Source organism: Mycobacterium sp. SMC-14, from assembly GCF_046250075.1.
GTDB lineage: Bacteria > Actinomycetota > Actinomycetes > Mycobacteriales > Mycobacteriaceae > Mycobacterium.
Genome location: NZ_CP176429.1, coordinates 1,459,536 through 1,483,752, shown reverse-complemented (window position 1 = coordinate 1,483,752; position 24,217 = coordinate 1,459,536). Strand labels below are relative to the sequence as shown.

The 24,217-nt window shown below is 68.0% G+C and carries 19 protein-coding genes and 1 tRNA gene; 5 read left to right on the top strand and 15 right to left on the bottom strand.

Annotation, left to right across the window (positions count from 1 at the left end; translation table 11 throughout):
• Positions 1-106 precede the first annotated feature (106 nt).
• Positions 107-1,144 (top strand): pyridine nucleotide-disulfide oxidoreductase, encoded by a 1,038-nt coding sequence (locus ACKY0W_RS07055; protein ID WP_409436964.1) that lies wholly within the window; start codon positions 107-109, stop codon positions 1,142-1,144.
• 12 nt (positions 1,145-1,156) lie between these two features.
• Here the strand turns inward: ACKY0W_RS07055 and ACKY0W_RS07050 are convergent, their stop codons facing one another.
• From ACKY0W_RS07050 to ACKY0W_RS07025, 6 genes are all read right to left on the bottom strand, one after another.
• Complete coding sequence (locus ACKY0W_RS07050) at positions 1,157-2,101, bottom strand: LysR family transcriptional regulator (RefSeq protein WP_409436963.1); 945 nt, start codon at positions 2,099-2,101, stop codon at positions 1,157-1,159.
• A 40-nt stretch (positions 2,102-2,141) separates the two neighbouring features.
• Positions 2,142-2,936, bottom strand: coding sequence for an aminoglycoside 3'-phosphotransferase (locus tag ACKY0W_RS07045; RefSeq protein WP_409436962.1), 795 nt, complete (start codon positions 2,934-2,936; stop codon positions 2,142-2,144).
• On the bottom strand, positions 2,936-4,273 hold the full coding sequence (locus tag ACKY0W_RS07040) for a dipeptidase (protein ID WP_409436961.1): 1,338 nt from the start codon (positions 4,271-4,273) through the stop codon (positions 2,936-2,938). The genes ACKY0W_RS07045 and ACKY0W_RS07040 overlap by 1 nt, the downstream gene beginning before the upstream one ends.
• Positions 4,274-4,377: 104 nt before the next feature.
• Positions 4,378-4,767 carry a holo-ACP synthase gene (locus tag ACKY0W_RS07035; protein WP_409436960.1) on the bottom strand — a complete coding sequence of 130 codons (390 nt, stop codon included), beginning with the start codon at positions 4,765-4,767 and terminating at the stop codon, positions 4,378-4,380.
• Positions 4,768-4,794: 27 nt separating this feature from the next.
• Positions 4,795-14,040 carry a fatty acid synthase subunit beta domain-containing protein gene (locus ACKY0W_RS07030; RefSeq protein ID WP_409436959.1) on the bottom strand — a complete coding sequence of 3,082 codons (9,246 nt, stop codon included), beginning with the start codon at positions 14,038-14,040 and terminating at the stop codon, positions 4,795-4,797.
• A 434-nt stretch (positions 14,041-14,474) separates the two neighbouring features.
• Positions 14,475-15,185: a DUF1906 domain-containing protein gene (locus tag ACKY0W_RS07025; protein ID WP_409436958.1), complete on the bottom strand. Its 711-nt coding sequence runs from the start codon at positions 15,183-15,185 to the stop codon at positions 14,475-14,477.
• A 118-nt stretch (positions 15,186-15,303) separates the two neighbouring features.
• Here ACKY0W_RS07025 and ACKY0W_RS07020 point away from each other — a divergent pair, with 118 nt between their 5' ends.
• Complete coding sequence (locus tag ACKY0W_RS07020) at positions 15,304-16,560, top strand: MFS transporter (protein WP_409436957.1); 1,257 nt, start codon at positions 15,304-15,306, stop codon at positions 16,558-16,560.
• A gap of 5 nt (positions 16,561-16,565) precedes the next feature.
• Here the strand turns inward: ACKY0W_RS07020 and ACKY0W_RS07015 are convergent, their stop codons facing one another.
• Together ACKY0W_RS07015 and ACKY0W_RS07010 are read right to left on the bottom strand one after the other, a co-directional pair.
• Positions 16,566-16,937 (bottom strand): DUF732 domain-containing protein, encoded by a 372-nt coding sequence (locus ACKY0W_RS07015; RefSeq protein WP_064890255.1) that lies wholly within the window; start codon positions 16,935-16,937, stop codon positions 16,566-16,568.
• 85 nt (positions 16,938-17,022) lie between these two features.
• Positions 17,023-17,106: transfer RNA gene (locus tag ACKY0W_RS07010), tRNA-Leu, on the bottom strand.
• 218 nt (positions 17,107-17,324) lie between these two features.
• On the opposite strand from ACKY0W_RS07010, the gene ACKY0W_RS07005 reads away from it, so the two are divergent.
• The 3 genes from ACKY0W_RS07005 to ACKY0W_RS06995 are packed head-to-tail and all read left to right on the top strand — an operon-like array spanning position 17,325 to position 18,674.
• Positions 17,325-17,930, top strand: a complete 606-nt coding sequence (locus ACKY0W_RS07005) for a hypothetical protein (RefSeq protein WP_409436956.1) — start codon at positions 17,325-17,327, stop codon at positions 17,928-17,930.
• Positions 17,931-17,964: 34 nt separating this feature from the next.
• Complete coding sequence (locus ACKY0W_RS07000; protein ID WP_409436955.1) at positions 17,965-18,336, top strand: hypothetical protein; 372 nt, start codon at positions 17,965-17,967, stop codon at positions 18,334-18,336.
• A complete protein-coding gene (locus ACKY0W_RS06995) occupies positions 18,333-18,674 on the top strand; it encodes a DUF3817 domain-containing protein (RefSeq protein WP_409436954.1) in 342 nt (113 codons plus the stop codon). The genes ACKY0W_RS07000 and ACKY0W_RS06995 overlap by 4 nt, the downstream gene beginning before the upstream one ends.
• 110 nt (positions 18,675-18,784) lie before the next feature.
• On the opposite strand, the gene ACKY0W_RS06990 is transcribed toward ACKY0W_RS06995, so the two are convergent.
• From ACKY0W_RS06990 to ACKY0W_RS06960, 7 genes are all read right to left on the bottom strand, one after another.
• A complete protein-coding gene (locus tag ACKY0W_RS06990; RefSeq protein WP_409436953.1) occupies positions 18,785-19,393 on the bottom strand; it encodes a non-canonical purine NTP pyrophosphatase in 609 nt (202 codons plus the stop codon).
• Positions 19,394-19,401: 8 nt separating this feature from the next.
• Positions 19,402-20,181 carry a ribonuclease PH gene (gene rph, locus ACKY0W_RS06985; RefSeq protein ID WP_409436952.1) on the bottom strand — a complete coding sequence of 260 codons (780 nt, stop codon included), beginning with the start codon at positions 20,179-20,181 and terminating at the stop codon, positions 19,402-19,404.
• A gap of 22 nt (positions 20,182-20,203) precedes the next feature.
• Entirely contained in the window at positions 20,204-20,980 is a 777-nt protein-coding gene (locus tag ACKY0W_RS06980; RefSeq protein WP_409436951.1) for a cyclic nucleotide-degrading phosphodiesterase, read from the bottom strand.
• 80 nt (positions 20,981-21,060) lie between these two features.
• Positions 21,061-21,867, bottom strand: a complete 807-nt coding sequence (murI, locus tag ACKY0W_RS06975) for a glutamate racemase (RefSeq protein WP_409436950.1) — start codon at positions 21,865-21,867, stop codon at positions 21,061-21,063.
• Complete coding sequence (locus ACKY0W_RS06970) at positions 21,864-22,523, bottom strand: rhomboid family intramembrane serine protease (RefSeq protein WP_409436949.1); 660 nt, start codon at positions 22,521-22,523, stop codon at positions 21,864-21,866. Before ACKY0W_RS06970 ends, murI begins: the two co-directional genes overlap by 4 nt.
• A gap of 1 nt (position 22,524) precedes the next feature.
• On the bottom strand, positions 22,525-23,595 hold the full coding sequence (locus ACKY0W_RS06965; RefSeq protein ID WP_409437676.1) for a P1 family peptidase: 1,071 nt from the start codon (positions 23,593-23,595) through the stop codon (positions 22,525-22,527).
• 5 nt (positions 23,596-23,600) lie between these two features.
• Positions 23,601-24,188, bottom strand: coding sequence for a DUF2017 domain-containing protein (locus tag ACKY0W_RS06960; RefSeq protein ID WP_406760074.1), 588 nt, complete (start codon positions 24,186-24,188; stop codon positions 23,601-23,603).
• Between the last annotated feature and the right edge of the window lie 29 nt (positions 24,189-24,217).

The following is a 24,217-nucleotide window of genomic DNA, read 5'->3' as shown; positions in this document are numbered from 1 at the left end:
GGACCGCCGTCGGGCGGAGCATTGTGCCAACGGTCGGGATTGGGTGGCGCCTCCGATCGAGCGACCAAGGCGGCGCGCTACTCCTACTCTGTTGGAAGGCAGGAAGATGACTGAGCACAGCTGGGCAGTGATCGGAGCAGGTCCCGCAGGTATCGCCGCGGTGGGCCGGCTGCTCGACCATGGCGTCCCCGAAAACCAGATCGCCTGGATCGACCCCGACTTTGCCGCCGGCGATATCGGCACCAAATGGCGCGCCGTCCCAGGCAACACCCATGTGTCGCTCTTCCTCGACTACTTGAACGGCTCCCCGTCGTTCCGATTTTCCGAAGCGCCCCACTTTGAGCTGACCGACATCGATCCCGGTCACACCTGCCCGCTCGGCCTCGTCGCCGATCCGTTGGTATGGATCTCCCAACACCTGACCCAGCGCGTCACCGCCATTCGCGCGGTGGCCACCGAGCTCACCCTGCGCAACCGCCGGTGGCTGGTGCGCACCCCGGACGCCGAGATCGAAGCGAAGAACATGATTCTGGCCGTCGGTTCGATTCCCAAGACGCTTCAGCATCCGCACCTGGAAGAGATTCCGATCGAGGTGGCACTGAACCCCGACAAGCTCGGTCAGCTGGCATTGGACGACGCCACGGTGGCGGTCTTCGGCTCGTCACACTCATCCATGGTGGCACTGCCCAACCTGTTGAACACACGTGCCCGCAAGGTCGTCAACTTCTATCGGAGCCCAACCAAATACGCTGTCTACCTGGGTGATCAGATTCTGTTCGACGACACTGGCCTGAAGGGAAATGCCGCAACATGGGCCCGGGAGAACATCGACGGGGCCTATCCCGAGCGCTTGGAACGGTATCGGGTGGACGACAAGGAGTTCTCCGAGCAGCTCCAAGCCTGTAGCCATGTTGTCTACACCGTCGGGTTCACCCGCCGGCAACTCCCCGCGACCCCGCAGTGGGGGGATCTGGAATACGACCCGGTGAACGGGATCCTGGCTCCGGGGCTGTTCGGGGTCGGGATTGCGTTCCCCGAGTACGGAATCGACTCGTTCGGATCCGGGCAGTATCGGATCGGACTCATCAAGTTCATGCAGCGGCTCAACAGCGCGCTGCCGCTGTGGTTGCAGTACGGCACGTAGCTTCGGCGTACGTCAGCGTGGCGGGTTGGCGCCGCCGATGTGACTCAACAGGTCCCGGACCACTCCGGCCGGCGGCGTCCGCCCGCCGGTCCAGATCGCCCTGAGATCACGATGCAGGTCCAATTCCGGTACCGCGACGCAGCGAAGCCGGCCGACCGCAAGGTCATCGGCGACCGCCAGCCTGCTCATCACCGCCGGCCCGGCCCCCGCCAGCACGGCACCACGCACGGCGACCGAAGAAGACAACTCCAACGCCGGACGCACCTGTTCTACCTCGTGGCCCAAGACCGTGCGCAATGCCGACGTCAGTGAGTCACGGGTGCCCGACCCCTGTTCGCGCACGACCAGCGGGGTCTGGCTGAGTTCGCCGGCGGTAACGCCTTTGGAGCGACGCACCCACTTGTGGTCGGGCGGCACGATCACCACGAGGTCGTCGTGCGCCACAACACGGCTTCGAATACCGGTCAAGGCCCCCGGACTCTCGATGAAGCCCAGGTCCGCCGAGCCGCCTCGGACGCTCGAAATAGCCTGCTCGCTGTTAGTGGCGGTCAGGATGACCTCCGGTGCCTCACGCCCGGTTCGCGTGGCGGCGGTCTGCAGTGACACGATCCAGCGGGGCATCAACTGTTCGGCGACCGTCAGACTGGCAACCACCTTCATCTTCTTGCGGCTCGCAGCCCGCAACGAAGCCAGTCCGGCATCGACGTGACCAGCGACGTCCAGCAGCTGATCTGCCCATTCCGCCACGACCGCACCGGCCGAAGTCAACTGCGAACCACGCGCGCTGCGGGCCACAAGGCGCACACCGGTCTGAGCCTCCATCGCCGACAGGCGTGCCGAAACCGCCTGCTGCGTCAGCCCCAATTCCCGCCCCGCGGCACCAAGGCTGCCGGTTCTGGCGATAGCCACCAACATCTCGAACGCCGGCAGATCGGGCATGCGGGGGCTGAGCGCCATCAGTCCATGCAATCACAAGTCGCCCTTGTGAGCCCGCCAATCAAGGACCGAGGGTCCACAGCAGCCGGTAGTAGTCGATGCGCTCCTGGTCTCTTCGGATTCCGTACGCATCGAGCAGCACATCAGTCCAGTCGGCACCGAAGTTCCACTCGGTACTCCAGGTCGCCACTGCCAGATCGGCCCAGCGATCGGCAATCCCCAGTTCGCCGAGGTCGACGTGGCCCGTGGGGTGTCCGTCGTCGTTCAGCAACGTGTTCGGCGCGCAGGCGTCGCCGTGGCACACCACCAGCCGATCAACCGGGGGCGGATCGGCTACTCGCTGCAACGCTTGCGCGACGGTGAGACCGGCGAACTCCGCGGGCCACTCCGCCGGATTCAGTTGCCCGGACCGACGATTGGCGTCCGCAGCCCGCCTCTCGGCGCGCCAGTCGAACGGGCAGGCCGCCACCGGCAGGACATCGTGCAGAGCCCGCAGTCCCCGCCCGATTCCCGTCACTGCCGGGAGAGGGTCGGCGATCCACCGCGCTGCGACCGCATTGGTGCCGGGCAGTGCCGCGGTGACCAGCCACTGCCCCTCGTCGTTGCGGCCGTGATCGAGCACTTCCGGCACCGGCGTGTAGCCGAGCGCCCACTGCAGGCGCGCCACCTCCGCGGATAGGTCGATACCGCTGTCGTGCGGCGACCACTTGATGAAGCGGCGCCCGGCGGCGCGGCCGACTTCGAAAGTGGTGCCGCCGACCTCGTTGAGCCACACCGGGTGTGGAATGTCGGCTCCGGCCAACTGACGTACGGCATCGGGCACGGTCTGCGGCAACTGCGGCGGGCCAGCGATCATCAGGCGGACTGATCGCCCAGCTTCGCCAGCAACAGCGCCTCGGCAGTAGCGGCGCGTTCCAGCACCCCCAGGTGCAAGCTCTCATTGATGCTGTGAGCCTGGGTGCCCGGATCCTCCACCCCGGTGACCAGGATGGTCGCCTGCGGGTAGGCGGCGGCGAACTCCGCGATAAACGGGATCGAACCGCCCATGCCCATATCGATGGGCTCGACGCCCCACGCCTGGGCGAACGCGGCCCGCGCTTTGTCATACACCGGACCGCTGGCGTCGATGGCATAGGGCTGGCCGATGTCGCCCGGCGTGACGGTCACGTGCGCTCCCCACGGGGCATGGTGCCGCAGGTGTGCGGTGAGCGCCTCCAGGTGGGCGGCGGCGTCGCCACCGGGCGCCACTCGCATGCTGACCTTGGCGCGGGCCCGTGGGATCAGCGTGTTCGACGAGGCGGCGATGCTCGTGGTGTCGATACCGATGACGGTGATCGCCGGTTTGGCCCACATCCGTTGCGGCACAGAACCGGAGCCCATCTCGGCCACGCCGTCCAGGAGCCCGGTGTCGGCACGTACGCGCTCAGGCGGGTAATCGACTGGTGCCGCGGTGCTTTCGTGAAGGCCGGCGACTGCGACGTTGCCGTCGTCGTCGTGCAGACTCGCCAGCAGCCGCACCAGGACGGTCAGCGCGTCAGGCACCACCCCACCCCACAGGCCCGAGTGCAGACCGTGGTCCAGCGTGGCGACTTCCACCACACAGTCGGCCAGCCCCCGCAGCGACACTGTCAGCGACGGAATCTCGGTGCTCCAGTTGTCGGAGTCGGCGATCACGATCACGTCGGCGCTCAGCGCCTCCCGGTGCGCGGCGAGCAGTGCCCCCAACGACGGTGAACCGGACTCCTCCTCGCCTTCGACGAAAACCGTCACACCGACCGGCGGCCGGCCACCGTGCGCCCGGAACGCCGCCAGATGTGTTGCGATACCGGCCTTGTCGTCGGCAGTACCGCGACCGTAGAGGCGTCCGTCGCGTTCGGTGGGCTCGAACGGCGGTGAATCCCACTGTCCCGCGTCACCCTCGGGCTGCACATCGTGGTGGGCATACAGCAGCACGGTCGGAGCGCCAGGCGGTGGCGGATAGTGCGCGATCACCGCCGGCGCACCGCCTTCGGCGACGATCTGCACCTGCGGAAAACCCGCCTGGCTCAGCAGATCTGCGACACGCTGGGCGCTGCGGTGCACCTCGGAGCGTCGCGCCGGGTCCGCCCACACCGACTCGATGCGCACCAGATCCTCCAGGTCAGCCCGCACCGACGGCAGGATGTCGCGGACTCGCTGCACCAGATCGCTCATGACGTCGAGGTTAGCGGCTATCCCGCCCGTCGCGAGCGTGCGCAGATGTACGTCCATGCGCGGCGTGTTGCCGTGCAAACACGCACCCTCGCGCAATAGACACGTCAGATCTCGAGGATGGCGACGGCCGCGGCGGTATCGGCCTCGTGAGTCAGCGACACGTGGATCGTCACCTCGGCCAGATGTTGCGCGATCTCACCGGAGAGGCGCACCTTCGGGCGCCCCCAGGTGTCGGTGACCACCTCGATGTCGCGGTGAATCGCCTCCGGAAGCACCGGTTTCTGCGCGAAACGCGAACCCGACCACGCCTTGATCACCGCCTCCTTGGCCGCCCACCGGGCCGCCAGGTGCCGCGCCGCCGACGAACTCTTGTCCGAGGCGTCGCGACGCTCCCCGGGGGTGAACGTCTCAGCGAACACCGTCCCGGGTTGGTCGACCTGTTCGGCAAAGTCGGGAATCGACACCAGGTCGATCCCGACACCAACGATGCTCACGCGTCCAAACCTACAGACCGCACGTGCTCAGCCGATGTAAACATCGCCGTCGCCCAGCCGTGCCGCCGGGTTGAGCAGCATCGCCGACTCTTGGCGCTTCTCCGACGTGTCGTGGTCGAACCGCCGGTCGGCGGGCCGCTCGTACATCGGCGTGCCCCCGGCGATCGCCGAGGCGAGGCGCCGCTGACCGGCCAGCACCCGGGAGCTGGCCTGCTCCTCGTACGTCGCGCGCTGACTCGGGTCCAGCGCGGCCAGGAAGGCCGCCGGGTGCACCAGCGCGACCAGACCGGACACGTGGCCGAAGCCCAGGCTGGTGACCAACCCGGCCTTGAGCGGGAACTTCTCCCCCAGCTCCAGCGTCTCGCGCACCCACACCAGGTGGCCGGCGGTCGCCAGCTCGTCGTCGACACAGTCCAGGCTGCGGTTGGGCGGGATGACCCCGTCCCGCAGCACCTGGCACAGGCCCATCATCTGGAAGACCGCCGCGCCGCCCTTGGCGTGCCCGGTGAGGCTCTTCTGGCTGATCACGAACAGGGGCGCACCGTCGGAGCGGCCCAGCGAGTCGGCCAGCCGCTCGTGCAGCTCGGTCTCGTTGGGGTCATTCGCCAGCGTCGAGGTGTCGTGCTTGGAGACCACCGCGATGTCATCAGCGCCCACACCCAGCTTGGCCAGCGAACGGGCCAGCATCGAGTCCTTGCCGCCCCGACCCGCGCCCAGGGCACCCAGGCCAGGAGCCGGGATCGAGGTGTGCACGCCGTCGGCGAAGCTCTGCGCGTAGGCCACCACCGCCAGGACCGGCAGGCCCATCTTGGCGGCCAGGTCGCCGCGGGCCAGCAGAATGGTGCCACCGCCCTGGGCCTCGACGAAGCCCAGCCGCCGCCGGTCGTTGGCGCGGGAGAACTTCGAGTCGCTGATGCCCTTGGCCCGCATCATCTCGGTGTCGGCGGTAGCCGCCATGTCACCGAAGCCGATGATGGCCTCCAGGGTCAGGTCGTCGTAGCCGCCGGTGACCACCAGCTCGGCCTTGCCCAGCCGGATCTTGTCGACGCCCTCCTCGACCGAGACCGCCGCCGTGGCACACGCCGCCACCGGGTGGATCATCGAGCCGTAGGAACCGACGTAGCTCTGGACCACGTGCGCGGCAACGACATTGGGCAGCACTTCCTGCAGGATGTCGTTCGGCTTGGCCCGACCGAGCAGGTTGCCGTGGTACATGGTCTGCATCGAGGTCATGCCGCCCATGCCGGTGCCCTGCGTGCTGGCAACCAGCGACGGGTGCACCCAGCGCAGCAACTCGGTCGGGGTGAAGCCCGCCGACAGGAACGCATCGACGGTCGCGACGATGTTCCACAGCGCCACCCGGTCAATGGAGGTGGCCATGTCCTGGCTGATCCCCCACACCGTCGGGTCGAACCCGGTCGGGATCTGAGCACCCACAGTGCGCGACAGCTTGCTCTTGCGCGGAACCCGAATCTCGGTGCCCGCCTTGCGGATCACCTGCCAGTCCGAGGAGTCCGGCACCGGGCGCACCACAGTGTGCTCGGGGTCGAACTCGACGAACGCCCGCGCGTCGGCCTCGCTGGAGACCACGAACGAGAAGTCCTTGTCCAGGAACACACTGACCAACAGCGGCGAGGCGTGGTCGGGGTCGATCGCGCCGTCATCGACGAACTCGCGCACACCGACTCGTTCCACCACGGCGTCGTGGTAGCGCTCCACCAGTTCGGCCTCGTCGACCAGCTCACCGGTCGCGGTGTCATACCAACCCGGGGTCGGGTCGTCCTCCCACTTGACCAGCCCGGTGGTCCAGGCCAACTCCAGCACCCCGGCGGCCGACAGCTCGCCGGCAACCTCCATCTCGAAGCGGGTGCGCGACGACCCGAGCGGGCCCAGCTCGGCGCCACCGACGATAACCACCAGATCGGCCGGGTCGACGTCGAGGTCGTCCCAGACCGGCGGCGGGGCCGGGGTGTGGCCACGCGGCGGGCTCGGCAGGGCCGCAATGGTGTTGCCGGCATCCTCGGCGTCCTCGTCGGCTGCCGCGTCGGATGTCATCTCCTCGCGAGCCCGGGCGGCCAGCTCGGCCATGTCCAGGTTCGCCTCGGCCAGGCCACCGGTCAGGTCAGCCTCGATCGGTGTGTTGGCCGCAGCCACCTTGGACTCGACATTGCACAGGCCGAGCAGCATGGCCGCCATCTGCTCGGTCGAGTAGGTGGTGACACCGGCCTCCTCGACCGCATCGACGATGACGTCGTTGTGACCCATCAACCCGGTGCCGCGGGTCCAACCGATCAGGGCGTGCGCGAGGCTGACCCGAGATGCCCACGAGGACTCGGCCTTCCAGCGCGACACCAGCGCGTCCAGCGAAGCCTTGGCCTCGCCGTAGGCGCCGTCACCGCCGAACATGCCGCGGTTGGGCGAGCCGGGCAGCACCACGTGCAGCCGGGAGGCGATGTCACGTTCGGCGCCGATCTTCGACAGGCCGCCGATAAGCCGCTGCACTGCCCACAGCAGCACCTTCATCTCCATCTCGGCGCGCGCACCGGCCTCCGACAGATCGCCGGTGACTCGCGGAGCCGCGAACGGGAACAGCAGCGTCGGAGTCTGCGCATCCTTGAGGTGAATCGACTGCGGGCCAAGGCTTTCGGTCTGCTCAGTACCGACCCACTCAACCAGCGCATCGATGTCGGCGTAGGAGGCCATGTTGGCGGGCACCACCCACAGCGCCGCACCGAACCGAGCGTGGTCGCGGTAAAGGTTGCGGTAGAAGCTCAGCCGCTCATCGTCAAGTCGAGACGTGGTGGCGATGACGGTCGCACCGCCGTCGAGCAGCTGCCCGACCACCGACGCCGCGATCGAGCCCTTGGAGGCACCGGTCACCACCGCCACCTCGTCGCTGTAGCGGCCACGGCCCGGGTTCTCCGCACCGGCGGCGATCCGCGCGTACAACGAGCCGTGAATCTGCCGGCCGGAGGCCAGCGACCGGGCCTGCCACCAGGACGCCTGGGTCGCGACCACGTGGCCGGCACCCTCGAATCGCTCGGCGAGACGAGGCCAGTCGGCGTCGATGTCGCCTTCGTCGACCAGCCACAGCTTGACCAGGTCTTCGCGAGCACTGGCCCAACGGTCGTCGAACAGCACCGCCTTGCGCCCGTCGAACGTCGGCGCCACCAGACGCGGCCAGTCCGAACCCAATTCGGCGCTCACCAGGTCGATCAGCTCACTGTCGGTGGCGCCCGCCGGGACCGCGGCCACATCTTCGCTGAACCCGAGTTGGCCCAACACCAACCGGGCGGCTGAGGCGAGCACACCGTCACGTCCGGTGATCGCACTGGTGAACTCGCCCAGCGCGGCGGCATCCACCGTCGCACCGCCGCCACCGCCTGCCGACGGCAGGCTCACCGCGACGCCGCGTCGTGCGGCGACAGCCTGAATGGCCGCATCGATGACCTTGTCGACAGCCGCGCCGTCGGCCAGCGCACCCTCGTGCAGCCCGCCCAGGGCGCCGCCCCGGACACTGGTGCCTTCGCGGGTTCCCAACGCCACCTCGACAGTGACGTGCTTGGCCCAGCCGTCACCGAGCTCCCAAGCCTTCTTGACCCGCTCGGCAATGGCGCCGGGCCGCTTGCCGGACGGTCCGAGAATGGTGCGGAGCTGGTCGTTGATCGCGTCGGTCAGCACCGGGCCGTAGGGCTTGTAGGTGCGTGCCAGCTTGGTCACCTGCGACTTCAGCCCGGACAGGTCAGCCTCGGCAGCACCGTCGATGGCGCCCAGGTTCAGCTCCGAACCCAGGTCCACCAGCAGCTGGTTACGCCGCGAGGACGCACCATCGGTGATGGACTCGATGGAGTCCAGCGCCTCGATCTGGTCGATGCGCATCTTGGCGCTCAGCGCGATCAACGCGCAGGTGGCGTCGGCGGCGTCGAACGCGATGTCGTCGGGGCGCGGGGCACCCGTCGGCCCAGAAGGCACAGCCGGCGCGGCGGGCGCCGGGGCGGTCGCCTCGGCCGGAGCACCTTCCGCGGAAGCCTCAGCCGGGGCCTCGTCCTCCTCCGGCTCCGGCTCGGGGTCGGTGTCGGTGGCGAACAGCACCGCTGCGTCCCGCTCGGCGTTGAGCACTTCCACGGTGCTGTGGGCGTACTCGGGCAGCTTGAGCGTGTTCGTTGCCAGCCCGGCGACCGTCGGAGCGGTCTTCACACCGATCTCGACAAACCGCTCCACGCCCAACCCACCGGCCGCCTGCTCGATGAACAGCAGGTCCTGGGTCTCGATCCAGCGCACCGGGCTGGCGAACTGCCAGGCCAGCAACTCGATCACGATCTTGCGGCACAGCTCGCTCGGCTTCTCGTTACGCCAGGTGTCGTAGTCGGCCAGGATCTCGTCGAGCGGCTCGGCCGGCACCAGGTCACGAATCTCTTGGACGAACTCTCGATCCAAGGTGAACGGCTTGGGCACCAGGTTGGGGATGTAGCGTCCGACGATCAGCTCGGGGTCGGTGTCACGCGGCATGACCCGCTCCAGCGAACGCCGGAAGTCATCGACGCCGATGCGGAGCACCTCGGAGTGGAACGGCACATCGATCCCGGGCACCAGGATGAATGACCGCTTGCCACCGGAGATCTCGCGGCGCCGCTCGACCTCGGCCTCCAGTGCCTCCAGGCCGGCCACCGTGCCGGCGATCGCGTACTGCGAGCCGCGCAGGTTGAAGTTGACGATCTGCAGAAATTCCCCAGTGCGCTCGGCGATCTCGGCGACAAACGCAGTGACGTCGGCGTCGTCGAGGTCGATCTGCGATGGCCGGATGGCGGCCAGCCGGTAGTTCGACCGCCCCATGGCGTCACGCGGCACGATGTCGTGCATCTTGGAGCCACGGTGGAACACCACCTCCAGCAACGCCTCCAGCTCGTAGACGTCACTGACACAAGCCAGCGCGGTGTACTCGCCGACGGAGTGACCACAGGCGATCGCGCCCTCGACGAAGGCACCCTGCTCGCGCATCTCGGCAACCTGCGCGGCGGCCACAGTGGCCATCGCCACCTGGGTGAACTGCGTCAGATACAGCACACCCTCGGGGTGCTGGTAGTGCACGCCGGAGGCGATCAGGCTGGTCGGGTTGTCACGCACCACGTGCAGCACCGAGAAGCCCAGGGTGTCGCGGGTGAAGGCGTCCGCGGAGTCCCAGACCTTGCGGGCGGCCTTGGACCGGGCCCGGACGTCCATACCCATGCCCTTGTGCTGGATGCCCTGACCGGGGAAGGCGTAGACGGTCTTGGGGGCGGTCAGCCGGGCGGTCGCCGACATCACCAGGTCCGAGCCGATCCGTGCGCTGACTTCCAGAACCTCTGCGCCCAGGTCGATTCCGACCCGGTCCACGCGGAAGTCGACGTCATCGCCGGGCTTGACCATGCCGAGGAAGCGCGCGGTCCAGCCCACCAGCCGCGCCGGTGGGCGAGCCTGGCCGTCGGTGGCGGTCACCACGTGCTGTGCCGCGGCCGAGAGCCACATACCGTGCACGATGGGCGATTCCAGGCCGGCCAGCAGTGCCGCGGCCCGGTCTGTGTGAATCGGGTTGTAGTCGCCGGAGACCGCCGCGAACGGACGCATGTCCACCGGTGCGGTCACGGTGACGTCGCGCCGACGGCGACGCGGAGTGTCCGTGGCGTTGTCGGAGACCGCGCCGCCGGCCCGGACCGGGTCGGCCAGTTCCGCGGCGCCGGTGCGCCCGCGGATCGCGAAGCGCTCCTCCAGGGTGGCCAGCACGGTGCCATCGGCAGCGGCAACCGTGACGGACACCGGGACGACGCGGCCGACCTCGGTGTCGGTGGCCGCCAGCGCCGTTGCGGTGACGGTCAATTCAGCCGGTTGCGCCGGCAGCGCGGCAAGCAGATGCGCCGCGTGGTCCAAGTGCACCAAGGACAGCAGGCCCTCGACGACCGGGAACCCGGCATCGGTGGTCGCGGAGCCGATGGCGGCGAAAACCGCCGGCCAGCACCGCCCGACCAGTGCGTCGGGGACCGTAGACAGTCCCGGCGCCAGCGGTGCGCCGAACGTTGCGGTCACTCCGGTGTGGTCGGCGACCTGCTCGGGGTTCCATGCCACGGTGACGGTGGCAGTGCCGTCGTGCACCGGCGGCAGGGCCTCCGGGCCGTCGACACCGGCGGCGATGGCCAGCACCGCGCGCATCGCGGCTGCGGCGTCCTCGGTGGACACCAGCGGGGTGGCTCCGTCGACGACCGTTGCCGGGACGGTGAAGCGAATGTTGATCCAGACACCGGACAGCGGCACGCTGAGCACCACGTTGGCTTCCGAGGCGACCTCCAGGCGTGCCCCGGTCGACGGGTGCGTGGCGGTGCGGTTCTCGTGCACCTGCCACTCGGCGGGGTCGGCGATCCGGTGCACGGGGTTGGTGGCGGTGCGACCGGCCCACAGCACGTCGGGGGCGTCAAGCAGCACGGCCAGCGGGCCGGTGACATCGGTACGGCCCTGACGGCGCGCGGAGACCGGGGTGGGCTCCACACCGGTGGCGAGCACCTGTTCGACTGCCGTCTGCTCGAAGCGGTCCAGCAGCTCACCGACCGGCTCGTCGACCCGGGTGATACCGGCGACGGCAGTGATGCCCGGAATGATGCAGACCTGCTCGGCCGTGTAGCGGGCGTCGTGTGCCTGCCACAGCGAATCGCTGCGCCACCAACGGCGAACGTCCTTGTCGATCACCGGCACGAAGTTGACCGGCTTGCCCGGCGTCTTGCAGAGCTGGGTGAAAAACGGCGCGTCGGCCGGGTGCAGGCGAACCGTCTCGGCCTCAGGGTAGCGAGCCAGCAGAGCCGCGATGGCCTCTTCGGGGCGCTCCAGGATCGACTGTGCCCCTTCGGAATCGGTGAACAGCGTCTCGATCGGGCCGGACTCGAGTTCGTTGAGCCGCGCTTCGGCGCGCTGCAGCATCGAACCGAACCGCTCCCGCCAGGTGTCGGCCAACCACGGGCTGTCCGGTGAGGCGGTGTCCGCGGTCGAGTCGCCTGCACCGATGGCCAGTTCCACATAGCGGCGCAGCCACTGCGCGTACGTCATCTCAGTGACATCACCGAAATAGGGCTTGGCGGTGTCGGCGAGCGCGGCGATGATCTCGTCGCGACGCGCTGCGACGGCCTCGCCGTCACCGGCGACCTCGTCGAGCAGCCGGCCGCAACGTGAGGCGACGTTATCGATCTCGTGGATGTCGGCGCCGAGCTGGCTGCGCGAGGAAGCCATGCCGCCCTGCGCTTTTCCTGCGCCGATCCAGTGGTCGGTGCCCGTGGTGTCGACCAGCATCTGCTTCACTGCCGGCGACGTGGTGGCCTCCAGGGTGGCCATCGCCGCGGTACCGACCAGGATGCCGTCCACGGGCATCAGCGGGAAGCCGTGCTGCTGCGACCACCGGCCGGACAGGTATTCCGCGGCCTGCTCTGGGGTGCCGATGCCACCGCCGACGCACAGGGTGATGTTGGGCTGCGAACGCAGCTCGGAGTAGGTCGCCAACAACAGGTCGTCGAGGTCCTCCCAGGAGTGGTGACCGCCGGCGCGGCCGCCCTCGACGTGCGCGATCACCGGCGTGGTGGGAACCTCGGCGGCGATGCGGATCACCGACCGGATCTGCTCGACGGTGCCGGGCTTGAACACCACGTGGCTGATTCCGGATTCATTGAGCTCGGCGATCAGCTCAACGGCCTCTTCCAGCTCGGGAATACCGGCACTGATCACCAGCCCGTCGAACGGGGCGCCGGACTGACGCGCCTTCTGCACCAACCGCTTTCCGCCGACCTGCAACTTCCACAGGTAGGGGTCCAGGAACAGCGAGTTGAACTGAACGGTACGACCCGGCTCGAGCAGCGTCGTCAGCTCCGCAACCCGGTCGTTGAAGATCTCCTCGGTGACCTGGCCACCGCCGGCCAGCTCAGACCAGTGCCCGGCGTTGGCGGCCGCGGCGACGATCTTGGCGTCGACGGTGGTAGGCGTCATGCCGGCCAGCAGGATCGGCGAGCGGCCGGTCAGCCGGGTGAACTTGGTGTCGAGCTTGACCCGGCCGTCGGGCAGCGCGACCACCGACGGGGCGTAGCTCGTCCAAGGCCGAGCGACCTCCGGGACGGCGCCGATCGTGAACAGGTTGCGCTGACCACCGCGGGTGGCCACCGGCACGATCCCGATGCCCAGGCCGCGGATCACCGGCGCGGTCAGCCGGGTCAGGATGTCGCCGGGTCCGAGATCCAGAATCCAGCGGGCACCCGCGTCGTGCAGCGTGGTGACCTCGTCGACCCAGTCGACCTCACCCACCAGGATCGAGTCGGCCAGCTGGCGGGTCAACTCGACATCGAGGCCCACCTTGGCGGCCCACTGCGCAACGATCTCGATGCCGTCGGACAGCCGCGGCGAGTGGAAACCGACCTCGACCTGGACCGGCTCGAAGACCGGAGCGAAGACCGCGCCGCCACGCAGCTTGTTCTTGCGCTCGGCGGCCTCCTTCTCCGCGATCTGCTCGCAGTACAGCTCGAAACGGGACAGCTGTTCGGGGGTTCCGGTGATGACCACCGCACGGCGACCATTGCGGATGGACAGCACCGGCGGAAGCACCGTGCGCACGTCCTGGGTGAACTCGTCCAACAGTTGCCGGATCCGCTCCGGGTCGACATTGCTGATCGCCACCATCGGAGGACGGTCACCCAGTACCGAGATTCCCCGACGGCGGGCCACCAGTGTTCCGGCGGCGCCCAACAGCTGGGCGATCGCAAGCAACTGCACGTCGGTCGCGCCGCCGGCCTTCAGCGCCTCGACGCCCAGGATGCCCTGCGAGTGCCCGGCCGCGGCGACGGGCGGGGTCGCCGAAAGATCCAGGCCCTGACGCTCCAGCGCCCGCATCGCCGCCATCTGGGTCAACAGCACGCCCGGCACTGACACAGCGGCCGAGGTCAGCTGCTTGGCCGACGGGATCGGGTCCTCGGCGGCCAGCGCCCGCACCCATTGCAGCGGCTCGAAGCCGATGGGCCGGACCACGACAAGTTCCTTGGCGATCGGCTCGAGCAGCAGGTCGGCCTCACCGGCCAACGTGGCCAGCTCCGTCTCGATGCCGGCCGAGGACACCAGCTCTTCGAGCGACTCCAACCAGGCACTGCCCTGTCCGCCGAAGGCGACCGCGTACGGCTCGCCGGCCGTCAACCGATCCACCAGAGCGGACGAGGCACTGGCGAACCGCCCCGCGCCTGCCCCCTCGGCGGAAACCCGGTCGTGTTCGTGGATCGTCACGGTATGTATCTCCCCTGCCCTGGTTAATGTCACGTCTTCATCGACGGCTGCCGGAATCACCGGCCCATCTGCGGGTTCTCGCGTGTTCGCGGCCGCGCTACAGCCGTAAGAGTGTCATAAGAACCTGTGCCGTTTCCGCAGCAAATTGGTTACTGGTGAGTTCTACGCTCGGGTAACCCAGCCCCGGTTATCACGGGGCTCCACGGCGCGCGTAAGCATCCGGGACAAACGTCCTGCATGCGTGGGGTTACGGTCGAGTAGCCATAACGGCGCAGATCAAGGCTGCATTGTTATCGAATCGTTATGTTTAGATCAGCCGGGCCAACTGGCTTTGGGGCCGCCTGAGGCTCCGACCTCGAACGAGTGCGGCGATCCCAGCTGTTCCCAGCCTCATTCGGCGCCAGTTTGCTGGCATAACGGCGACCGGACAGCCGTCAGACCCACTGCCCGAACTGCGGCTGCAGGATCTCGTTAATGTCCACTCCCACGCCGCCGACGGTGCGCCGATCGATCTCGACCTGATGCAAGTTGGCCGCTGGATGCGCGACGCCGCCGGGTGAACCGTAGTTGTGTTGCCAGAAGCAGGAGCCCAGACCGTCCTGCAGCGCCCACTCGATGGTCTTGGAGTTGGCGTAGACGCCGGTGCGCTCCGGCCCGATCACCGACTGCCATCCCCGCAGGTAAGGAGCGACCTGCTCCTTGTACTGCTCGTAGGACGGGTTGTCGTCGATCGAGGCGTAGATCGGCGCACCGTCTGGTCCGCCGGCCGCCGTGTGCAACTGTGCGCCACGTTTGGCGTGGTCCACGCCGGCGTCCTGGCCGCCCAGCCAGTCTGCGGTCGCCTGCTTTCCGAACTGGTAGCAGGAGACGAGCGTGAGCCCGTTCTCCTGCAGGTCACGCGCCTCGGCCAGCTGTATCGGCTTGCCGAGCATCCAGTCAGCGCCGGGCCGACGGTCCGACACATAGCGGATAGCGCCCGCAGCGCCGGACGCCTTGATCGCGGCGGCCGACAAAACTCCTGCCGAATAATCCAGCAGAATCCCCAGCGGCGCCGCCTCGGCTGCCGCGGCGAGCAGCGCCGAGACCCCGGCCGCAGCGGGCACCGTCGCGGCGAGTTTGAACACGTCACGCCGTGAAATCACCACGCGACACAGACTAGGACAGACTTCGGCGCGGTTTTGGCCGGTCACCGGCGAAAACCGCGCCGAAATCGTGTGCGACCATAGCCCGTGTCCTGCAATAGACAGACAAGGTAGGCCGCAATTGCGTCCCTGGATCGTGTGGGGCACCGGCCTGCTGTCCTATTTGGTAGCCGTGCTGGACCGAACCACCTTCGGAGTCTCGGGCCTCGACGCCGCCGATCGCTTCCACGCCGGCCCGAGCACCCTGTCGTCGTTCGTGATCGTGCAGTTGATCGTCTACGCCGCCATGCAGATTCCGGCCGGAGTGCTGTTGGACCGCTTCGGCCCCCGGGCGATGATCACCACCGGCGTCCTGGTGCTCTCGGCCGCCCAACTGACGCTGTCGCTGACCCATTCGCTTCCCACCGCGGTCGGCGCGTACGGCGTCATCGGCCTGGGCGACTCGTTCATCTTCATCTCGGTCATCCGGCTGCTTCCTAATTGGTTTGCCCCGGAGCGCGTTCCACTGCTCACCCAGCTGACCGGTATCTGCGGTCAGTTCGGCCAGTTCCTCTCGGCGGTGCCGTTCTTGGCAATTCTGCTGCACGGCGGCTGGACGGCTGCCTATCTCTCGGCGGCCGGACTGGGCCTGTTCGCGGGTGCTTTGACACTCGCGGTGACCCGCGACACCCCGCCGGGGACCCCGGCCGCTGTACACGCGCGGACCTTCCGTGATGCATTCGGTGAGATCAAAACCGTGTGGTCGCGGCCAGGGACCAAGGCGGGTTTCTTCACTCATATGGGCAATGCGTTCTCGCCCGGCGTGTTCGCGCTGATGTGGGGGGTGCCCTATCTGACCACCGCGCAGGGCCTTTCGCGCGGCATGGCGGGTGCGGCGCTGACGCTGTCGGTGCTGCCCTTCATCGTGGTCGGGCTGCTGGTCGGAACAATCTCGGGGCGCTGGCCGGGGCACCGGTCGCGCGTGGCGCTGACCATGATGGCGCTGATCGCGGTGACCTGGACGGTGCTGTTGGCGTTGCCGCACCCCGCGCCGCACTGGTTGTTGGTCGTACTGATCCTGGTGATCTCGGCGGGCCAGCCGGTATCGATGCTGGCCTTTGACTTCGCCCGCACCTACAACCCGCCGGCCGCGCTGGGCACCGCGCAGGGCATGGTCAACACCGGCGGCTTCATCGCCACCCTGCTCATCATGCAGGCGATGGGGATGGTTATCGCCACGGCTGGCGGCTATTCATTCGCGGCGTTCCGGCTGGCGTGGACGTTGCAGTACGTCGTTTGGGCGGTGGCCGCTGTCGGCGTGGTGATCTACGCACGCAAGGCCCGAGACTCCGAGACGTTCGGGGAAACGCCCATACCCGTGACCGTGTCCGAGCGTTGAACGAATCAGCGCCCCGGTACACGTAGATAAGGATCCGGCAACTGCGGGCAATAGGCATCCCGAGCCGCGTTGATGATGGCGTGCGCTTCGGCGGGTGAGACTTGCAGGTTCGCGATGACCGAGACGGGCACCAGCCGGGGCGAATCGCTCAGCGCCACGCAGACCGAGTGGCCCTCCTGCACCATCAGACTGCGCAGCGGCTCACACTTGATACTGCCGCAGACCTGCTTGGCGTAGTCGGGGTGCAGCCCCTGTTGCTGCAGTTCGTCGAAGAACACCTGGTCCTCACTGCTGGGATCAGCTGAGGACGCGGGAACAGGCCCCACGACGCCCGCCAGCACCGCACTGAACACCGTTGCGACCAGTCGTCGGTTCATGATGCTGCACCAATCCAGTGGGGACTTCGATGTCCATTCTGGCACCGCCGTGCGCTGATGACACGGGGAAATCGGGTCGAAATTGTGCGGGCGGAGGGACTCGAACCCTCACGCTCTTTCGAGCAATGGCACCTAAAGCCATCATGTCTGCCAATTCCATCACGCCCGCGGACGTACGAATCGTACCGGGCCAGCCGACCGAAAAATCTGTCGGTGTTCCGAACTACGTTGGGATACAACGGGCGGAAAGGCGGGACCATGCGACCCACCGAGGAGTTCGACGCTGTACAGCGACTTATCGCGGCGGGCCTCAACGACTGTGCTATCGCACGACAGACCTCTATTCCTCGACGCACCGTTCGGGACTGGAGATGCCGGCCGCAAGTCTTGCGCCGCCAATCTTCCACTTCCTCGCGTTGCGTCCACGACTTTGCCAGCCTGCCCCCGAACGGTTACAGCTATCTGCTCGGCCTCTACCTAGGTGACGGCTGCATCTCCCGGTACGGCCGAGTATGGCGTCTCAGAATCACTCTCGATGCCCAGCACCCGGACATCATCGAGCGGTGCAAGAGGACGATCGACGCAGTTACGCCAGGGCAGCACGCGGCAGCGTACTCGCGTTCCGACAATTGCGCCGAGGACTACCTGTATTCCAAGCACTGGCCGTGCCTCTTCCCGCAGCACGGTCCCGGCAAGAAGCACCACCGGCCGATCCGGCTGGAACCGTGGCAGCGAGCCTTGGTCAACCAGGCAACCGAGGAGTTCATCCGCGGCCTGATCGACAGCGACGGCTGCCGAGTGGTGGCCAACGACCGCGGCGTGCGCAGTGTGCGCTACCACTTCTCCAACCGGTCCGATGACATCCGCGGCCTGTACTGCGCTGCCCTGGATCTCCTCGGAATTCCATGGACGCAGAACAGCAGGTATGAGATCGCCGTCTACCGGAAGGCCGCTACCGCGCGGCTCGACGAGTTCGTCGGCCCGAAGTCCTGACGGCATTCCGGACCGGGCGCGGTACCGTCATGGGGTGTCCACTACACGGCGTCGGAGACCTGCACTGGTTGTGCTGGTGATCGTCGCCGCCAGCGCATGCCTGGGACTGGGCTGGTGGCAGTGGAGCCGGTTCCAAGAGGTCAACGGCACCTTCCAGAATCTCGGCTACGCGCTGCAGTGGCCGCTGTTCGCCTGGTTCTGCGTGTACGCCTACCGCAAGTTCGTCCGCTACGAAGAAGAGCCGCCCGAGCTGCACCCCGAAGACACGGTGACCGAGATACCCGCTGAACTGCTGCCGGAGCGCCCCGCGTCCGCCGCCCCCACCGATGACCCCGCCATGCGGGAGTACAACGCCTATCTGGCCGAGCTCTCCGAGAATGACCGACAGAACAGGAACACCGCATGACCTCCTCCCCCGCCCAGGCCGCTCCCGCCGAGAAGATCCGCAGCGCACTGCTGCCCTACCGGGTGCTGGCATGGACGACGGGTATCTGGCTGATCGCGTTGTGCTACGAGATCGTGGTGCGTTACGTGGTCAAGGTGGACAATCCGCCGACCTGGATCGGCGTGGTGCACGGCTGGGTGTACTTCGCCTACCTGCTGGCCACCTTCAACCTGGCGGTCAAGGTCCGCTGGCCGCTCGGCAAGACCATCGGGGTGTTGCTGTCCGGGACCATTCCCCTGCTCGGCATCATCGTCGAGCACTTTCAGTCCCGAAACATCAAGGCCCAGTTCAACCTCTGAGGCCCCGCACCTGCGCACAGCGTGAAGTTAGCTTGACGTTCGACCACTCAGAGTGAAGGCAGCTTCACGTTCGGCAGAGGGTTGACGGTCTCTCAGGCCCCGCGGCGGCGTTACCCCAGCGAACGCAGCGCCGGCAGAAGCAACTCCAGCGCCCGGCCGCGGTGCGACGCGGCGTCCTTCTCGGCCGGGCTCAGCTGCGCGGCGGTGCGCTCGGTGCCCGCCGGGACGAACACCGGGTCGTAGCCGAACCCGCCGTCGCCGTGCGGTTCGGCAGCGATGCTGCCCGCCCACTCGCCGCGCACCACCACCTCGTGCTCGGCTCCGTTACCCCATACCAGCGCGCACGCGGACACGAACGCCGCGCCGCGCCGCTCGTCGGGCACGTCGCGCAGCTGCGCCAACAACAGCGCGGTGTTGGCCGCGTCGTCGCCGTGACTGCCCGACCAGCGCGCCGACAACACTCCCGGCATACCGTTGAGTGCAGCGACGGTCAGGCCCGAATCATCTGCGACGCAAGGCAATCCGGTCGCCGCGTAGCCGTCACGCGCTTTAGCCAGGGCGTTCCCCTCGAACGTCGCGGCAGTTTCCGGCGCTTCGGGATACGGTGGCACGTCATCGAGCGAAACCAGCTGCACGCCCGAGACTCCGGCGTGCTCCAGTACCCGGCTCAGTTCGGCCAGCTTCTTGCGGTTGCGGCTGGCCACCAACAGTTGCGTCACCGACGTGGTCAGCTGCCGAACGCCTTCTTCGGCGCCGGCCCCTCCGGCAGCACCCCCGGATACGGCAGTGCCAGCGCATCGCGCTGCACCACGAACAGCTTCTCGCAGGCGGCCAGGGCCGCGTCGAGCATCTTGTCCAGGGTCGAGCGCGGGAACGTCGCACCCTCGCCGGTGCCCTGGATCTCGACCAGTGTTCCGGTGTCGGTGGCGACGACGTTCATGTCGACCTCGGCGCGCGAGTCCTCCTCGTAGGGGAGGTCGACGCGGACCCTGCCGTCGACCACGCCGACGCTGACCGCCGAGATCGCGCACGACAGCGGGCGGGGGTCAGACAACCTACCGGCGGCCGACAGGTAGGTGACCGCATCGGCGAGCGCCACGTAGGCGCCGGTGATCGCCGCGGTGCGGGTGCCGCCGTCGGCCTGCAGTACGTCGCAGTCGATCGCGATGGTGTTCTCCCCCAGCGCGGCCAGGTCGATGCAGGCGCGCAGCGAGCGACCCACCAGCCGGCTGATCTCCTGGGTGCGCCCGCCGACGCGGCCCTTGACCGATTCGCGATCCGAGCGGGTGTGGGTGGCGGCGGGCAGCATGGCGTACTCGGCGGTCAGCCAACCGCGACCGGAGCCCTTCCGCCAGCGCGGAACACCTTCGGTGACACTGGCCGTGCACATGACCCGGGTGTTGCCGAATTCGACCAGAACCGATCCGGCCGGGTTGGCGGTGAAACCACGGGTGATGACGACCGGGCGCAGCTCGTCGTCGAGGCGACCGTCTTCTCGTTTGGACACGCGACAACCCTAGCGGGTCAGATCACGACTTCGTGATGTCGAACGACTCGTCGCACACCACGGCGTGCACCGGGCCGTCGAACTCCGCCTTGGCCTCCCCGATCACGTCCTCGCGCGAGGTCCAGGGCGGGATATGCGTCAGCAGCAGTTGTCCGACACCCGCGGCCGCGGCGATGCGCCCGGCCTCGGTTCCCGACAGGTGCAGGTTGGGCGGGCGGTTGGCCTCATGGGTCCACGACGCCTCACACAAGAACACGTCGGCGCCGCGCGCCAACTCGATCACCGCATCGCAGTAGCCGGTGTCCGCGCTGTAGACCAGCAACGCGCCGGACGGATCGGTGATCCGCATCCCGTAGGACTCGGTCGGATGCGACACCAGACCGGGCTGCACACGCAGTTCCCCGAACGCGACCGGCTCACCGTCCACCCAGGCGCGGACGTCGAAGATGTCGGTGATGTCGTCGATCTCGCCACCGTAGGGCGATGACGCTGCGCCCATCCGCGACCAGGTGTCGCTGGGCCCATAGAGCAGGCCCTTGGCGAACGGTTTGATCGCTACCGACGGGTGGTAGCGGCGCCAGACGAACAGCCCGGGCAGATCCAGGCAGTGGTCGGCATGCAAGTGCGACAACAGCACATGCACCGAGCCCGGATCGACATGGCGTTGCAGGGCGCCGAGAACCCCACCTCCGAAGTCGATTACCAGCGGCGGCGAGTCCGGCGCCTGCAACAGGTAACCCGATGCCGGCGAGTCCGGACCCACCACACTGCCGGAGCAGCCCAGCACGGTCAGTCGCACGTTCCCTACTGTGCCATGTTCGCCGCGAGCATGACGAAGACACCGGCGCTTTGCTCACTATTCGTCATCGAAATCACCGACTAGCGCAATGGGGCGTGGCGGTGGACGGGTCCGACACCGGTGATGGCCGGTCCCAAAAACCGGGTAGCCAGGTCAGCAAACGCCTCCGGATCACCGGTGGCTTCGAAGACCCGCGTTGCCGGGGCAGCCTCATGTGGCCGTAGGAGGTCGCGTTCGGTGAGCACCCGCAACAGTTCCTTGGCGGTCTCTTCGGCGCTGGACACCAGCGTCACCTGCTCACCCATCGCGAGCTGGATCAATCCCGACAACAGCGGGTAATGCGTGCAGCCCAACACCAGGGTGTCGACCCCGGCGCGTTGCAGTGGCTCCAGATACCCCTCGGCCAGTCCCAACACCTGCCGGCCACTGGTGATCCCGCGCTCGACGAAGTCGACAAAGCGTGGGCAGGCCACCGCGGTGATCTCGGTGTCACGGGCGGCGGCGAACGCATCCTGGTAGGCGTGACTGGCGATGGTCGCCTGGGTCCCGATCACCCCGATGCGGCCGTTGCGGGTGGTTGCTACCGCCCGGCGCACCGCCGGCAGGATCACCTCGATGACCGGCACGTCGTAGCGTTCCCGCGCATCGCGCAGGCACGCCGCCGATGCGGTGTTGCAGGCGATCACCAACGCCTTGATGCCACGCGCGACCAGGTCGTCCCCGATGGCCAGGGCGTGCGCACGGACCTCGGGGATGCTCAGCGGGCCGTAGGGGCCGTTGCCGGTATCGCCGACGTAGATGATGTCCTCGTCGGGCAACTGGTCGATGATCGATCGGGCCACGGTCAGCCCGCCGACACCGGAGTCGAAGATTCCGATCGGGCTCACGCGGCTGCCCCCCGCCGAAGCTTCCGGGCCTTACGTTCGGGACCCGCCAGCCAATAGGCGGCCAGCACCCCGGCGAGCGCCCCGCACAGGTGGCCCTGCCAAGACACCCCACCGCACACGTTCAACACCGGTACCGCTCCCCACAGAATGCCGCCATAGAGGAACAGCACCACGACCCCGACCAGGATCTGCCAGATCCGCCGGGTGAACCACCCGAACACCACCAGGAAGGCCAGCCACCCAAAGATCAGGCCGGAGGCACCGATGTGGTCCGTCGGCCCGCACGATGACCCGACGTTGCCGATCAACCATGTCCCCAGTCCCCCGACAATCCAGATGGTCGCGGTGGCCAGCACAAACCGGGACAGCCCGGTCAACGTCAACAAGAAGCCCAGCACCAGCGCGGGGCCGGTGTTGGCCAACAGGTGCGCCCAGTTCGCGTGCAGCAGCGGGGCGAACAGCACCCCCCACAGGCCGTCGGTCTCCAGCGGCCGGATGCCGTTGTGGTCCAACCGGTGTCCGCCGACCTGATCCACGGCTTCGACCAGGTAGAGCAGCCCGACGAACGCGATGATGGTGGCCCCGCCGGTGCGCCAGAGGGATTTCTCCTCGGGCGGCGGTGCCGATGCTGCCGCACCGCGGGGCGTCATGCCCATCTCACGGCCTTCCCGAACGGTCACCGGGCCGGTCGGCGAATGCGCCCGGCACAGTGCCCCGGTAGGTCGGGATCCCGGCCACCGGATCGGCACACAGCAACCCCGACAGCACCGCCCGGGCCAGGGTATCCGCCGCCGCGGCGCCGACCGCCGCGACCAAGCCCGTCTCCGGGGACATCGCAGCCGGTGTTCCCGGCAGCGGCGCAACCTCGATGGTCCCGGTCGACAACGCGAACACCGTGTCGCCGTCCACCGGAGTGTGCGAGGGCCGGATGGTGCGGGCCAGCCCGTCCTGCGCGGCGATCGCCACGCGCCGGCAGCCCGCCGGGCTGAGCGCGGCGTCGGTGGCCACCACGGCGATGGTGGTGTTGAGCGCCAGGGTTTTAGGCTCCAGCCCGGCGAGGATCGCCAACTGTTCGGACGGCGGCGCCGTCAGACCGAATTCTTCGATGAGCAGCGTCGACCAAGGCAGACCGGTGGTGGGGTCGATGAGTTCGCCGGTGGGGTTCACCACCACGATCGCGCCCACGGTGACCACGTCGTCCCCGAGTTCGAGCGTCATCGACGCGGTTCCCACGCCACCCTTGAAGACCCCGGCGCGCGCCCCCGCTCCGGCGCCTACGCTGCCCGACGCAGGATGTTCACCGTCAGGACCGGCGGCCGCGTCCGCGGCCGCGTAGCCGAATTCGGCGGTGGGCCGTCGATCCCAGCCACCCACCGGCAGGTCGAAGATGACCGCGGCCGGCACGATCGGCACCACGCCGCCGTCCAGCGCCACGCCACGGCCCTGCTCCTCCAACCAGGTCATCACGCCGTCGGCGGTGGCCAGTCCGTAGGCACTGCCGCCGGAGAGCACCACCGCGTCCACCCAGCGCACGCTGTTGGCCGGGTCAAGCAGGTCGGTCTCGCGGGTGCCCGGCGCCCCACCGCGACCGTCGACGGCACCGACCGTCCCGGGTGGTGCCAGAACGACGGTGACGCCGGTGGCCCAGCCCGAGCCCAGTGTCGCGTCCGGATCGATCCGCTGGTGGTGGCCCACCCGGATGCCGGCGACATCGGTGATCGAACCCATCCCTGTCATCGCCTGGACCTTCCCATCAGGGCGACCACCAGGAATTCCTGCAGCACGGTGAGCCACTGATACACGTTGAGCTGACCAGCCATTGGATCACCCGCCGCCAGCTGATCGGGGCCATCGGGGCCGATCTTGAGCACGGCGCCCAGCGCGAGGCGGATGTCGTTGACCGCGGCGATCCACGCGTTGGCCTGCTCTTCGGTCAACTCGAAACGGCCGCCCTGTTCGGGGACCGTGGCCAGCACTTGTTGTGCCGCGCCACGTTTGGCGTCGATGATCCCCGGTTCGTGCAGACTGCGCAGCGCTGCGTTCAGGCCGCCCGCGTCGACGCCCGAGCCGTCCTCACCGCCTTCGGCACGGTAGAAATCCGGCAACAGCCGGCGTGTCGTGGCGTCTTCGGGCGTTCGGGTGTTGCCGGTTCGTATCCCGGTGATCTGTTCAAGTTCGTCTGGTGGAGAAGAGGACTCCCGTGCATCGAGCATCCCGACGATCGAGCCGACCAGGTTCCGGAGCAGCGCGGCCTCGTGAAGGGCCAGCGCAGACCGGAAGCGGGGCCCGTCGTCGGTCTCTACCCGCTTCCATTTCTGCACGGTGAAGTCCGGTTCCCTTCGGTTGAGTC